Below are 14,501 nucleotides of genomic sequence, written 5' to 3' on the forward strand. Positions count from 1 at the left end.
ATATTTAAGCAGTAAGGGATAGCATTATGAATATGGCGATGCGAAATAAATTTGTTCAACAGTATGCTAACAACTACGTTGAAACGGCGGTTTCGGAAGCGTCTCCACACAAGTTGGTGGAAATGCTGTATGAAGGGGCTTTGAAAAACCTGAATTTATCAAAAGTCTTCATTGAACAGAAAGACCATGAAAAAAAGGCCGAGTTCGTGAATAAGGCGTTGGCGATTCTCAACTCATTAAGAGCGGGAGTGGATGTCGATAAGGGTGGTGACGTGGCTGAAAACCTATATGGTTTATACGACTACTGCTACCGACGCACCTTGGAGGCGTCGGCAAAAAATGATGCGGAAATTGTCAGCGAAGTGATTGAGCATATCAAGACCTTAAGCGAAGCCTGGAAAGCCATGCCGGAAAACATCAAGCGCTCATCAAAAGAGCAGATTGAGCAGTTGAGTGCGTGATAGAGTGGCATCGCTTGAAAAAACCAAAATTAAGCTCTTGGCGCATTCCAAAAATATGCTGAACGCCGCCCAGTCGGGTGATTGGGAGCAGTTTTCAGCGCTTGATACTATTTGGTTGCCCATGCTCCAGTCCGCCCTGGAAGAGCATGGGCATCATTTAGAGAATGTGGTTGTCCAAGTGTTGCAGGATAACCAAGGAATTAAGTCATGCATTACTCATGCACAGAAGCACATGGCTTCAGAAATGCAGCAAAATACACACGCCACGGCCTCCCTTAAAAAGTATCTGAAATAAAAACCCTTCAAAAAAGATTGCCAAATTTTTGACATCCTATGAAAACCCGTATATAAAGGGAGCCTAGAGGTCAATTACTAAATGGCGGATAGATGTCTCAAGAACTCTTGTCTTCTCTTGTTGGCGATGGGCCGGCAATGCAAAATGTCAAAAAACTCATTCTTCAAGTCGCACAAACCGATGCTTCCGTTCTCATTTTAGGTGAGTCAGGGACGGGAAAAGAGGTGGTGGCTCAGTCTTTGCATAATGTCTCCTCGCGAGCTTCCAAATCCTTTGTCCCAATCAACTGTGGTGCAATTCCGGGCGAATTACTTGAAAGTGAGTTGTTTGGCCATGAAAAGGGCGCCTTTACCGGAGCCATCACGGCCCGTAAGGGGCGTTTTGAGATGGCGGAAAAAGGCAGTATTTTTCTGGATGAAATCGGGGATATGCCTTTGCCTATGCAAGTAAAGCTATTGAGAGTCTTGCAAGAGCGAACCTATGAACGGGTAGGGGGCAATAAAAGTTTTCAATGTGATGTTCGAGTGATTGCCGCCACGCACCGTAACCTCGAAGATAACATCGCGGATGGCACCTTTAGGGAAGATTTGTTTTATCGTTTGAATGTGTTCCCGATAGAAATGCCGGCCTTAAGAGAGCGCCGTGAAGATATTCCGAGCCTATTTGATTTCATGTTTCAAAACATTCAAGCAAACGGTCGTCAGATCCCAAAGTTGACGGAACGTGCTTTGATTGCGCTTCAACATTATGATTGGCCTGGAAATGTCCGTGAATTAGGTAATTTGGCAGAAAGACTGTCCATCCTGTTTCCTGATCTACCGGTTGATTACGATGATTTGCCGCCCCGTTATCAGATTGATTTGCCTGAAGAGGTGAACTTGATTCAGGTTGAGGCTGCTAGCTCAGAGAAGCCTTCACAAAAGCCCCTTCAGGAAAGCCCTAAAGACATTAAAGTCAGTTTAGTTTCTGAGCCAGAATCCGGCGTTGAATCCTCTGAGAGCCCGTCGCAGTCAGCAAGTGGTTTAGAAGGTGTCCCCAATCTTGATGATGGTCTGGATTTGAAGTCTTATCTTGTGGAAATGGAAGTGCAGCTTATTCAGCGGGCACTTTCTCAAACTGAAGGCAATGTGTCTCAGGCGGCCAAGCTATTGCAGACCAATCGAACCACGCTGGTTGAAAAAATTCGCAAGTACGATCTGAGTTGAAATTATCGTATTGAAGGAGGAGAGTGAATCCGTGCTGAGTCAGGTTGAAAAAAGTCGTTTGGCGGAACTTGAACAAGCGTTTGAATTGTTTAACGAAACCTCCTTGCAGTTAACGCATGCCTACGAAGCCTTGCAGCATCAGGTGGCTGATTTGCAGAGGCAGCTGGCTCAAAGTGACCGGGAAAAGCGCAAGGTGGCCGACCGCTTGAGTCGCTTGCTGAATTTGTTGCCGGCTGGTGTGATCGTGCTCAATCAGGAGGATTGCATTGTTGAAATGAACCCCAGTGCGCAAACGATTCTTGGTGAGGATGCTTTGCACCGCAACTGGGATGTGGTGGTTAAAAATGCGTTTTTGATGAGCAATGATGCCGGAGAACTGATTACCCATGACGATACTGTTTTTCAACTTTCTGAAACCCCGTTGGATGAGGCGCTGGGTAAAATCTTGCTGGTGCAGGATGTCACCGCGGCTCGCCACTTGCAGGATCATGTCAATCGCCATCAGCGGCTGAGTTCGATGGGGGAGATGGCCGCGTCCTTAGCCCATCAGATCCGAACGCCCCTTGCTTCCGCCTTGTTGTATGTGTCGCAGATGAACTCCGAGCACCTGGATGAAACAAAACGTGAAAAGTTCGTTGGCAAAGCTCTGCATAGTTTGCGACATCTCGAAGGGCTGGTAAAAGATATGCTGCAATATGCCAAGGGCGGTAAAGGCAGTGAACAGCAAGTTGAGATCACCCAACTGCTTGAGCTGGTGAAACATGCGGTTGAAAATCAGGTCAAGCACTCCAATAGTCAGGTTCAATTTGATTCTTTTTTGCCCGGAATGGTGGTGCAGGGAGATATGGATGGCCTGGTGACCGCTTTACAGAATTTGATAGGCAATGCCATCGACGTTATTGGTAAAGAAGCTCGCGTGCAGGTAACGGTTAATAAAATATCCGACGATAAAATTGATATTGTGGTCAGTGATAACGGCCCCGGAATCGAAACCGATCAGCTGGAGAAGGTATTTGAGCCTTTTTATACCAGTCGAGCCAAAGGCACCGGGTTGGGCTTGGCTGTGGTTCGAGCCATTGCCGAGGCTCATAATGGGCAGGCCTGGGTGAAATCCATTCCGGGGTATGGATCACGTTTCGGCATTCGCCTTCCGTTGGCTGATGTAAAGGGGATGGAATGAGTATCGCAAAAATTTTGATAGTGGAAGATGATCAGGAGTTGCAGGAAGCTCTGGTGGATACCTTAAGCTTGAACGGTTTTGAGGTAATGAGTGTGAGCTCAGCCGAAGATGCTTTGGTGGCTTTGGATGATGATATCGGTATGGTGTTTAGCGATATTCGTATGGACGGGATGGATGGTTATACCCTGATGAAACGAATTCGTGCAATTAAACCTTACCTTCCCATTGTGCTGATGACCGCTTACGGAACCATTGAACAAGCGGTAGATGCGATGAAATCCGGTGCCGTCGATTACATTGTGAAGCCGTTTGAAGCCAATTTGTTGGTTGAGAAAGCCAAGGTGTACTTTAACCGTGATGCCTCCAGTGAAGATGATTTTGTGGTGGCAGATCCTGCTACCCAGCAACTCAAAGCCATGGCCACTAAGGTGGCCGATAGCGATGCCAGCGTTTTTATTGGCGGTGAAAGCGGTACCGGTAAAGAGGTGTTGGCGCGTTTTATCCACAATCAATCCAGCCGCAACCAGCAACCTTTTGTGGCGATTAATTGCGCGGCTATTCCCGAAAACATGCTTGAAGCGATGCTGTTTGGCTATGAGAAGGGAGCCTTTACCGGTGCGGCGAAGTCGATGCCGGGTAAGTTTGAACAGGCTCAGCATGGCACGATATTTTTGGATGAGATCGGTGAGATGAAGCCGGATTTGCAGGCCAAACTCCTGCGAGTGATTCAGGAACGGGAAGTGGAAAGAATTGGCAGTCATAAGGTGATTCATCTGGATGTTAGGGTGTTAAGTGCCTCGAATGTCGATATGAAAAAAGCGATTCAGGACGGGCAGTTTCGAGAAGATTTATATTACCGCTTGAATGTGTTTCCGATGCGCTTGCCGCCTTTGAGGGAGCGGCCAAGGGATATTGCCGCGATTTCCGAAAAGCTGTTGCAGCGTCATTGCGGTCGAAGCCGAATCGAACCCATGATTTCAGCGCCAGCGATGAAGCAGCTGATTGAATATACCTGGCCCGGAAATATCCGTGAGTTGGACAATGTCATTCAGCGCGCTTTGGTGATGATGTCGGGCGATACCATTCAAATACAGGATATCATGCTAGACATCGAGCATGCACAACCGCGTCAGATGGTTTCTCGAAATGAGACGTCAGCGGTTGCAGAGGAGTTTGACAGCGAGATTGCATTGCCCGGTTCGGAAATCAATAAAGGTCTTAAGGCACGCGAAGAAGCCTTGATTTTGGAAACGCTGCAATTTCATAATGGGCATCGACAAAAAACTGCGGAAACCTTGAATATCAGCCCAAGAACACTGCGCTATAAAATCGCCAAATTGAAAGAGCAGGGAGTGGATGTTCCTTAATGCAGGGAAATCTTTCAAGATTTTGACCTTCGATCAATAAAAGGTTAGCGGCGGCTTACGGGATAAGTTGAGTTTGAAATGAGCAGGCCTGTCGAGAAAATGACTGTTTTTTTGGCATATCAATTGCTGTTAGTCCTGCACGATTCATTATAAAATAAGGCATGGCCTTAAGCCGTCGTCTCCTAAGCAGGGTGAAATTGCCCCTAAAAGGGCGGCGGATTTTCATTGAAATGCAACCGAATAGTTGGAGTTCTGGTTCAAATGAGCACAATTGATACACAAAGCTTAATGTTACAGATGCGTTCCTTAGCAGCTCAAGCGGCATCCAAGCCAAACGAGCCGATGGAAACAGCGGCACAGAGCGGTCAAGAAAAAGCGGATAATTTTGCCGAGCTGTTGACCAATTCTGTCAATGCGGTGAACGCTGAACAGCACAAATCCGGTGACATGAAAAAAGCCTTTGAACGTGGAGATTTGGATGTTGAACTCTCTGAAGTGATGCTGCAGGCGCAAAAGGCCAGTTTGTCGTTTCAAGCCATGACCCAGGTAAGGAATAAATTGACTGAAGCCTATAAAGACATTATGAATATGCCGATTTAAGCGCGTTTCATCATTGAACTATTTATCTTAAACACAAAGAAGACAACCTATGGCAGATCAGCAAGCGTCATTTGACTCCGCTCTCAACCCGCAACCGCCGGTGGGGTTTGGGTCGACGCTTTTAAACAACCTTATGGCCTTGTCGGTCGCCAAGCAGGTCAGCTTAGTGATCGCGCTGGCTGCCAGCATTGCTCTGGTGGTCGGGATTTTGCTGTGGTCGCAAAACACTTCCTATACGTTACTGTTTGGCAGCCTTGATGCCAAGGATGTGAATGAGGTTGTCCAAACCCTTGAGCAGGAACAGGCAGATTATCGAATTGATCAGGCCAGTGGTGGCATCTTGGTTCCATCCGACCAGGTGTATGCTTTAAGGCTGAAACTGGCTGCGGCCGGCTTTCCCAAACAAGCGGCGACGGGTTACCAGCTGTTGGATGTCGAGCAAGGTTTTGGTATTTCCCAGTTTAAGGAAACCACACAATATCACCGTGCCCTTGAGGGGGAGCTTGCAAAGTCCGTGACTTCAATCAATTCGGTGAAGTCGGCTCGCGTTATGCTGGGCATGCCTAAACGATCTGTGTTTGTTCGTAAGCAGCAGAAGCCTTCCGCTTCGGTTGCGGTGAAGCTTTATCCCGGCCGGAGTTTGAATGAAGAGCAGGTGAGTTCGATTGTTTATCTGGTTGCCTCCAGCATTCCTAATATGGATGTGAAGGATGTGACGGTGGTGGACCAGCACGGAAACCTGCTGACCGGTGATGCTCACTCCAGCGGTACGCTCAATATGAGCATCAAGCAGTTGGATTACACGCGAATGGTTGAGGAAACCTTATCGAGCCGCATCATCAAATTGTTGGCTCCCATTGTGGGGGGGGATAATAAAGTACGTGCCCAGGTGACGGCCGAATTGGATTTTACCCAGCAAGAACAAACCCGCGAAAACTATGAACCGGATCCCGAGGCAATTCGCTCAGAGCAGGAAGTCAGGGAGATTAACCGGAACGAGGGGCCAATGGGTATCCCGGGTGCTCTGACCAATCAACCGCCGCGTGCTGGTTTGGCACCAGAAGAAGGTTACACGGCAGAGAATGACCCAAACCTACGGAATTCGTCTGAAAAATCGACAAAAAACTATGAACTTGACCGAACGGTCAGCCACATCAAGAATTCAGTCGGGAACATTCGTCGATTATCGGTTGCGGTCGTTCTTGACGACAAGGTCGCACTGGATGAAGAAAGCAACATTGTCAGAACGGCTTTGACCGATGATGAGTTGCTGCGTTATCGTCGATTGGTCAGCGATACTGTTGGCTTGGATGAAGCGCGTGGTGATACCTTGACGGTTGTCAACGCTTCGTTCGTGGTGGCTCCGGAGGAAGTGGTCGAGTCATCCCCTATTTGGCAAAAAAACTGGTTTTGGGATTTGGTTAAACAGTTGTTGGCTGGTCTAGCGGTGTTGATCATTATTTTTGGCGTCATTCGTCCGATGCTTAGGGATTTGTCTAAGCGAGAAGAACATGTTCTGGATTACCCTGAAAATGTAGCGGAAGAAGAGCAAGAACTTGAAAATGTGGATGAGATATCCAAAGCCTTGGAGCAGATGAACGAAGAGGTCGAGCAGACCGCGGCTCAGGCCGAGGCAGAATCCAATACGGAACGAGAATTGATTGAAAAGGTCAGAACCATGGTCGCAGCCGATCCTAAGATGGCCGCCCATGTAATGAAACAGTGGATGTCGGGGAACAAATAAAATGCCAGATTCAGCCATTGAAGAAGTCGGAGAGTCAAAAGACTTAAGCGGTTTAGACAGCGCCGCTATTTTTTTGCTTGCTTTGGGTAAAGAGAATGCCGCACAGGTTTTAAAACACCTGAATCCCCGTGAGGTGCAGCAGATTGGGACGGCCATGACCTCAATTGAAAATATCGGCCGTCGAGAAATTCACCAGGTCATGCAGGCCTTTATCGATGAACTGGGTGAAGATGTCCTTGGGGTTGACCCTAATGAATACGCGCAGTCACTGATGGCGGATGCCTTGGGTGAAGGCGGCGGGCACTTGATGGATGCCGCATTGCTGGGTGATCAGGTGAAAGGGCTTGAAGCACTCAAATGGATGCATCCTTCGACCATTTCCAATATGTTACGTAACGAACACCCTCAGGTGGTCGCAATCGTACTGTCTTATTTTGATTCCGATCAGGCGGCAGAAGTTCTCAGAGGGATTCCGGAGCGCTTTCAAGCCGAAGTCATTTATCGTATTGCCACCTTGACGACCATTCAGCCCCGTGCTCTGTTTGATTTGAATGATGTCTTGGAGAATGCGTCAAGCGATGGAGAGGGCGGCAAGTTGGCGACCATCGGTGGTGAAAAACGTGCGGCAGAAATATTGAACATGGTCGGCAGCGGGGTAGACTCCCGAATTCTTGACGACATAGCGGTAGAGCATGAGGATGTCAGTAAGGCGATTCAGGACAAAATGTTCGTGTTTGATGACATTGAAGGCATTGATGATCGTGGTATTCAAACCCTTGTCGGAGAAGTGCCTAATGAAGTGCTTATTGTGGCGCTTAAGGGTGCTGAAACCGCACTTAAGGAGAAGTTCCTATCCAATGTTTCCAAACGTCAGGCCGATATTATGCGTGATGACCTCGAGACGGGCGGTCCGGTTAAGTTGAGTGCGGTGGAAGAAGCACAAAGAACCATTATTCAGACCGTTCGTCGATTGGCCGATGAAGAGAAGTTGATGATGCCGGGTGGTGGAGAGGAGTTTGTATAGGTGGTAGACGCTCCCGATTCATTGAAGCAGGAACCGAGCGATGAGGTTGCGCAAGAAGTGGCTTCGCTTATACCAGCCAAGGAAGTGCCGCAACCTGAAGTCCGTGCGTGGAAGTTGAGCAACCTGGAGTTTGAGGCGATCCACAAGGAAGCCTCAACCGAGCAGGCGGTGTATGATGAGATCAAGCAGAAAATGCAGCCTGAAATCAATCGTCAGACTGAGGTTCTTAAAAAAGAAGCTTATGAATTAGCCAAGCAGGAAGGTTTTGATGCGGGTTACGCCGAAGGCAAAGTCTTAGGGGAACAAGAAGCGAAAGAGATTGCACTTGCCGAGGCGCAAACGGCACTTGAAAATAAAATTCAAACCATGGATTCACTGTTGAAGTCTTTCAATGCCCCTTATGAATTTCTGGAGCAGAAAGTGTTCGAGAACCTCGCTGACTTAGCGCTTAACATGGCTGAAGAGGTGATTCAGAAGGAAATTAGCCAACTCTCTTCGGAGTGGGTCGTAAAGATTGTCAATGAGTCGATCTCCGCACTTAATGATACTTCGCAGCCCATTGAGATTTTCTTGCATCCTGAGGATCTTTCACTCATTCAAACCCATGCCGCAGCGTTTTCTGAAAATTGGAACTTCCAACCCAGTGAAGATGTCACCGCAGGTACCTGCCAAATAAAACAGGGATTTTCATCCGTTGAACATGATTGGAAAAACCGTTTTGCAAGCATGTCCGTTAAACTTCAAGCCCAAGCTTTGGGTTCTAACACTGAAGAGAAAACAGCAGATTGATCGTTTGCTTTGAGCGGTTACTCTCTGGTCCATTTTCATTTCGATCGAACGTTAATTTAATCACTTACTTATCGTGTGCTGAGGTCTAGTATGAATGTCAAACAACGCCTAAACCAGTCGGTTTCCCAAAAGCTGGATAGGTTGGCCGATCAAATTCAGTTGCCTCCCTCTACGGTTGTGGCCGGTCGATTGGTACGCATGGTTGGCATGACGCTGGAAGTGGTGGGCACTTTTGCTCCTGTAGGTTCTCGTTGTCATATCGAGAGCGAAAAAAACGCGCCCATAGAAGCCGAGGTGGTCGGTTTTCATGATGACAGGTTGTTTTTGATGCCGATTGGCGATACCCAGGGCTTATCGCCCAATGCCAAGGTCGTACCGGTTCCCGGTGGCGTCAAAGTCAAAGTTGGTAGTGCAATGCTGGGGCGAATTGTCGATGGTTCCGGGCAGCCTTTGGATGAACTTGGTCCAATGGATGTTAAGGATGAGGTTTTGCTCTCCGGCAGAAGAATTAACCCGCTTAATCGCGCCCCGATTGAGGCCCCTCTGGACGTTGGTATTAAGGCAATCAATGGCTTGTTGACTTTGGGAAGAGGTCAGCGTGTCGGCTTGATGGCCGGTACGGGAGTCGGGAAAAGTGTTTTGCTCGGCATGATGACACGTTATACCAATGCCGATGTCGTCGTGGTTGGCTTGGTTGGCGAGCGTGGCAGGGAAGTGAATGATTTTGTCCGTAACAACCTCGGCAAAGAGGGCTTGAAACGTTCAGTGGTGGTGGCCACGCCTGCTGATGATCCACCGTTGATGCGATTGCACGGGGCGATGTTGGCAACGGCTATTGCTGAATACTTCAGGGATCAAGGGTTGAATGTGTTGCTGTTGATGGATTCTTTGACGCGTTTTGCTCAGGCGCAACGGGAGATTGCTTTGGCGGTTGGAGAACCGCCTGCCAGCAAAGGCTATCCGCCATCGGTGTTCTCTAAGTTACCGCAGTTGGTTGAGCGTGCCGGTAATGGTTCGGAAGGCTCAGGTTCGATTACGGCAATTTATACGGTCTTGGCAGAAGGTGACGATCAGGCGGATCCCGTTGTGGATTCCGCACGAGGAGTGCTGGATGGCCATATTGTTCTGTCCCGAGACATTGCAGATAGCGGCCGTTATCCGGCGATTGATATTGAATCCTCGGTGAGCCGCGTTATGGTTGATATTGTCTCCAAGGAACAGCTTTCTTTGGCAAGACGGTTTAAGCAGCTTTACTCGACCTATCAGCAAAATCAGGATTTGATCAATGTGGGAGCTTATCGCCGTGGAACGGACTCTGAAATTGATGCCGCAATACTCAAATATCCCGTTTTGAACCAATTTTTGTCTCAGCAGATTGAGGAACAATTTTCGGTAAAAGACAGCATGACGGAATTGCAGCACACCTTAAGTTAACGTTTTTTATTACATGATGTCTTAGCGGAGTGGTTTTGAAATCACGTATCGATAAAATTCAGACCCTGGTCGAGCTGGCCCGAATTGAAGAAGACAAGTCCGCAAAGACTGTCGCAGAGCTTCAGGGCCAGCATCAGCAACATCTTCAGCAGCTCGATATGCTGCAGTCTTATGTGTCCGAATACTCTCAAGTGACTTTATCCGCTGATCGACCCGTTCAGCCCATTCAAATTTTATCGACGCAGGCCTTTGTTGCTAAGCTGCATAGTGCAATTGATGCAGAGCAGAAGCAGGTTGATTCTCTGGCTGAAATGGTCGAGCAAGCTCGCCAGGCCTGGTTCAGTAAAAGGAGCCGGGTTAAAGCACTGGAAAAGCTATTGCAAAAAATTAAACAAAATAAGCAGGCCTGGTTGGACAAGCAGGAGCAACACTTTCTTGACGAACTTTCCAGTCAAAATTTTAATCGTAAAAGTTAATTCAACTTTAAATGGAAGCATCGGATGGCATTTACGGCATGCATTTTGCTGTAACCTTGACACTTGATATTCAGACGTGGTGATAACGCGATGTTAGAACAGATTTCATCTAAAACGAAACCTTCCGGAGTGATGTTGTCGACTCCAGCAGAACGGCAATCCTTGCCGGAAAAGTCTGGTTTTGCAACTCTTCTGGCATCCAGCTTAGAGTCTCCGGACAAGTCGCCAGTGAGCACGCCGGTAGGCCTTCTTAATAAAAAAAACCTACTTGACTTGGATGTCGGAGTTGCTCAGAGACCAGAGGACTCCAAAGCTTTGCATTCAATGGTTTCTGTCGCGGAAGACGCTGGCATGATTACCCTTGAAACCACGCAATCTGAAAAAGATGAATTTTCGATTTTATCGGCAGTTGCGGAGACAGAATCGCTAGAATCTACATCTGCTAACCCAGCAGAACCGGCGATGATGCCAATAAGCACTTTGAGCCACTCTGAAAACTCAGCACATGCGACTGGGAAGCTAAGTGGAAAGTCGGTTCAGATCGACTCCTTGGACGATGTCACTGCAGCTTTTCAAGCTATAAAGCCGGCTCCTGAACAGCCCGTCGATGGAGCAGTGACGGCACAAGTACAAGGGGCTGTAAAATCGCAAGACATTGTCAATCATGCTGCAGTCGTGATGGATGAAGTAGAATCTGGTCGTGTATTGAATATGACCAGTCTGCCAGTGAGGCAAGACATTCAAAAAATGGATGAAGTAGAGTCTGGTCGTGTATTGAATATGACCAGTCTGCCAGTGAGGCAAGATATTCAAAAAATAGATGAAGTTCCTGCAGAAAGGGATTTAGATTCAATGCCTATGGTGGATTCGTATAAAATGTCGTCGCCTGAAAAACAGGTTGCAACGAATGTTTCTGAAAAGATTGGATTGGAAAATGTCGTCTCTTCGGATTCAGAAGAACTTGAGGTTCAGAGTGGCTTAAAAGACGAGATGGAGCTTGAAATGGGGTTTGATGAATCTAAACCGCATCAAGTGATGCTTGATCAAACGACCGTTTTGAAAGAAGAGCCAGACAATTTGGTTCCCGTCATGGCTCCTTCTGAAGAAACCGAGCATTTGGACAGTCTGGATAGTTTGGGGGCGCATGTTTCTCCGGTGGTCGAACAGGCGGCAAAAGTCACCGCTGCGGATGTGCACGCCGGTAAAACACAGGACATTAAGTTTGACAGCCCGTCTTCAAGAACCATGAATTCTTCTGAACAAGGCCTTTCAGCTTCCATTGGACAGAAAGGCGGGGCGATGGATTTGAGTCAGCAAGGGCAGCAAGGTCAAGGTCAGCATGGATCCGGGCAGCAGAGTCAAGGGCAGGCGGTTCAGCAGCAGTTTATGCAGATGGCGCAAAACGTCTCTCAAAATGTTCAAGCATTGCGTCAGCAAAATATGGAACGCCAGACGCCTTTGATCTTGAATTCTGATTCTAACCTTGGCCAGAGCCAGGTGGCGTCAGAGTCAGAATTATTGAATTCGGCAACTGGAACGACAGATAAGCGTCCCCAGCTGCCGCAAGGTTTACAAACCATCGGTTTGCCGGTGAATCATCAGCGCTGGGGGCAAGCGCTTGGTCAGCGCGTGGTTTATATGGCAAATAACCAGTTGCAGCAAGCACAAATTACATTGAATCCTGAAAAGCTTGGGCCGGTCCAAATAAAATTGCATATTGATAAAGATCAGCAGGTGCATGTTGTGATGAATGCACAACAAGGCGTTACCCGCGAAGCGATGGAAACGGCGATGCCCAGACTCAAAGAGATGATGGAGCAGGCCGGAATTGATTTGGGGTCGGTTGACGTCAGCGACCAGCAAAACACCTCACAGGAACAAGAAGACGAACAGGCAGCCATGGGGTCAGCTAAGGTGAGTACCGAGGATGATGTGACGATGGCCGAAGAGGCCTCTGAAACGGTTGTTTATTCTGCAGATAATATTGTCGATTATTACGCTTAGGAGCATGAAAATGAATTTTCTCAATAAATGGTTGGCCTTATCTCTTTTGATGCCCGCTTCGGCGATGGCTTCCGCCGAGGCTGATATGCCAACCGCAGGTTTTGTTGCCATTGCCGTGGCGGTGACAGCCGTCATTGTTGGGTCTTTGGTCTACTTGTTATGGTGTAGTAAATCTTCTGTGTGTGAGCAGTCAGAGCTTTTAGATGATCTTGACGGGATGCTTAAAAACGAATCTTTAGATACGGCTCTTCAGTCAGCCAATACCAATCCTAAGTTGTTGAAAGCCATTAATCAGCTGTTGACTTTGGCTCAAGATAAAACGACCCATGCTTTGATCGAGAAATCTAGCGCGGAGGCACGTGTTGCTGATTTGGAAGGGCAGGTTGAGCAATTGAATGAGACGCTAGCGGCCTGTTATGCACAGCAAACGCAGATGTCTGCGAGCCAGTCGGAATCTACTGGCTCTCATGGGCAGGAGTTGATGCAGACAAGTGAAAAACTCTCTGAGGTAGTACGTTTGCTTGATTCGGGGTCATCCGTCGGACGTCAATCGGTTGAAAAGGTCATTTCGGAGGTCAGTGGCTTAACCGAAGAGGTAACCCATGCTTCGGGCGTCATCAAACAGCTTGAAGAAGACAGCAGTAATATCGGTACGGTATTGGTGTTGATTCGAGATATTGCCGAACAGACCAACTTATTGGCCTTGAATGCGGCAATTGAAGCCGCACGTGCCGGTGAGCATGGCAGAGGGTTTGCAGTCGTGGCCGATGAAGTCCGAATTCTGGCGGGTAAAACTCAGCAAGCCACAACCGAAATTCAGAAAATAATTGAAGAACTTCAGCAGCGTGCTCGAAATGCCGTGCAGGTTATGGAGAATGGGCAAGAGCGTGTCGGAACCACTCAGGCACAAGCTTCTAAGGTCAGTGAAGCGTTGAATGAGATTGCCCAGAACCTGGTGCAGTTGAATGATGCTCAAGAAGCGCTCTCTTCATTGGTTAGCAAGTATTAACTGAATGCACCATGTCGTTAATGAAAATAAATAATAAAAATAACCAGGTAAATCCAGTATGAAAGCAATAGTCGGTACATTAATTGTCATAGGAACGCTCTTGGGGGGCTATCTGCCTCACGGAAGTTTCGGCATTTTAATACAGCCACTGGAGGTTGTTATCATTTGTGGGGGTGCCTTGGGTGCTTATATTATTGCGAATCCGGGGTGGGTAGTAAAAGCCGGTTTTAGCGGTGGTTTGGGCTTGGCAAAACCCTCTCCTTATACGCAAGAGCTGCATATGGAACTCTTGGGCTTGATGTTTCGCCTGTTTAATAAGGCGCGTCGTGAAGGTTTGATGTCAATTGAAGCCGATGTGGAAGATCCCCATTCAAGTGAATTATTCAATAGCGCACCATTGGTTGCCGCCGATCATCATGCGATTGATTTCATCTGTGACTATTTGCGTCTGATGATCAGTGGTGCCTCAAACCCTTATCAACTGGAAGATTTGATGATTTTGGAACTGGATATTCATCATCATGAGGCATTGATGCCTTCTGAGGCGGTAGGAAAGGTTTCTGAAGGGTTGCCGGCTTTCGGTATCGTTGCTGCGGTATTGGGGATCATTGTTACGATGACTTATCTGGATGCGGGCCCGATGGAAATCGCACACCATATGTCGGTTGCATTAGTCGGAACCTTTTTGGGTATTTTGGTTGCTTACGGTTTTGTGGCACCGATCTCCGCTGACTTGGCTAACCGGGCGAATGCTGGCAGCGCTTTTTATAGTGTGATTAAGACGTGTTTGATGGCTAACTTAAATGGGTACGCCCCTCAAGTAGCCGTCGAGTTTGGTCGTAAAGCGATACCGGGAGCCATTCGTCCGAGTTTTAAAGAAGTGGACGAATATTTGCAGACGCAAAAATAAAGA

General features: G+C 47.8%; 14 protein-coding genes. All 14 read left to right on the top strand.

The features are described 5' to 3' along the window. The first annotated feature begins 26 nt into the window (after positions 1-26). Positions 27-461, top strand: a complete 435-nt coding sequence (gene fliS / locus B076_RS0104445) for a flagellar export chaperone FliS (RefSeq protein WP_051347169.1) — start codon at positions 27-29, stop codon at positions 459-461. Between the two features lie 4 nt (positions 462-465). Beyond that, on the top strand, positions 466-756 hold the full coding sequence (locus tag B076_RS0104450) for a flagellar protein FliT (RefSeq protein ID WP_157753512.1): 291 nt from the start codon (positions 466-468) through the stop codon (positions 754-756). Between the two features lie 92 nt (positions 757-848). After that, entirely contained in the window at positions 849-1,961 is a 1,113-nt protein-coding gene (locus tag B076_RS12095; RefSeq protein WP_051347170.1) for a sigma-54 interaction domain-containing protein, read from the top strand. 31 nt (positions 1,962-1,992) lie between these two features. Continuing rightward, positions 1,993-3,141 carry a sensor histidine kinase gene (locus B076_RS0104460; RefSeq protein ID WP_028486250.1) on the top strand — a complete coding sequence of 383 codons (1,149 nt, stop codon included), beginning with the start codon at positions 1,993-1,995 and terminating at the stop codon, positions 3,139-3,141. Continuing rightward, on the top strand, positions 3,138-4,508 hold the full coding sequence (locus tag B076_RS0104465; protein WP_028486251.1) for a sigma-54-dependent transcriptional regulator: 1,371 nt from the start codon (positions 3,138-3,140) through the stop codon (positions 4,506-4,508). The genes B076_RS0104460 and B076_RS0104465 overlap by 4 nt, the downstream gene beginning before the upstream one ends. A 261-nt stretch (positions 4,509-4,769) precedes the next feature. After that, positions 4,770-5,108, top strand: a complete 339-nt coding sequence (gene fliE / locus B076_RS0104470) for a flagellar hook-basal body complex protein FliE (RefSeq protein ID WP_028486252.1) — start codon at positions 4,770-4,772, stop codon at positions 5,106-5,108. Between the two features lie 49 nt (positions 5,109-5,157). Then, complete coding sequence (fliF, locus tag B076_RS0104475; RefSeq protein ID WP_028486253.1) at positions 5,158-6,852, top strand: flagellar basal-body MS-ring/collar protein FliF; 1,695 nt, start codon at positions 5,158-5,160, stop codon at positions 6,850-6,852. Position 6,853: 1 nt separating this feature from the next. Then, positions 6,854-7,876, top strand: a complete 1,023-nt coding sequence (gene fliG / locus B076_RS0104480; protein WP_051347171.1) for a flagellar motor switch protein FliG — start codon at positions 6,854-6,856, stop codon at positions 7,874-7,876. Then, entirely contained in the window at positions 7,877-8,665 is a 789-nt protein-coding gene (locus tag B076_RS0104485) for a FliH/SctL family protein (RefSeq protein WP_028486255.1), read from the top strand. It begins immediately after the preceding gene. Positions 8,666-8,755: 90 nt separating this feature from the next. After that, positions 8,756-10,099 (top strand): flagellar protein export ATPase FliI, encoded by a 1,344-nt coding sequence (gene fliI, locus B076_RS0104490; RefSeq protein WP_028486256.1) that lies wholly within the window; start codon positions 8,756-8,758, stop codon positions 10,097-10,099. Between the two features lie 35 nt (positions 10,100-10,134). Further along, entirely contained in the window at positions 10,135-10,575 is a 441-nt protein-coding gene (gene fliJ, locus B076_RS0104495; protein WP_157753513.1) for a flagellar export protein FliJ, read from the top strand. 90 nt (positions 10,576-10,665) lie between these two features. After that, positions 10,666-12,579: a flagellar hook-length control protein FliK gene (locus tag B076_RS12970; RefSeq protein WP_028486258.1), complete on the top strand. Its 1,914-nt coding sequence runs from the start codon at positions 10,666-10,668 to the stop codon at positions 12,577-12,579. Positions 12,580-12,589: 10 nt separating this feature from the next. Next, a complete protein-coding gene (locus B076_RS13390; protein WP_084205704.1) occupies positions 12,590-13,588 on the top strand; it encodes a methyl-accepting chemotaxis protein in 999 nt (332 codons plus the stop codon). Positions 13,589-13,646: 58 nt separating this feature from the next. Next, positions 13,647-14,498 carry a flagellar motor stator protein MotA gene (gene motA, locus B076_RS0104510; protein WP_028486260.1) on the top strand — a complete coding sequence of 284 codons (852 nt, stop codon included), beginning with the start codon at positions 13,647-13,649 and terminating at the stop codon, positions 14,496-14,498. Positions 14,499-14,501 lie beyond the last annotated feature (3 nt).

The organism is Thiomicrorhabdus chilensis DSM 12352 (genome assembly GCF_000483485.1).
GTDB classification, from domain to species: Bacteria; Pseudomonadota; Gammaproteobacteria; order Thiomicrospirales; family Thiomicrospiraceae; genus Thiomicrorhabdus; species Thiomicrorhabdus chilensis.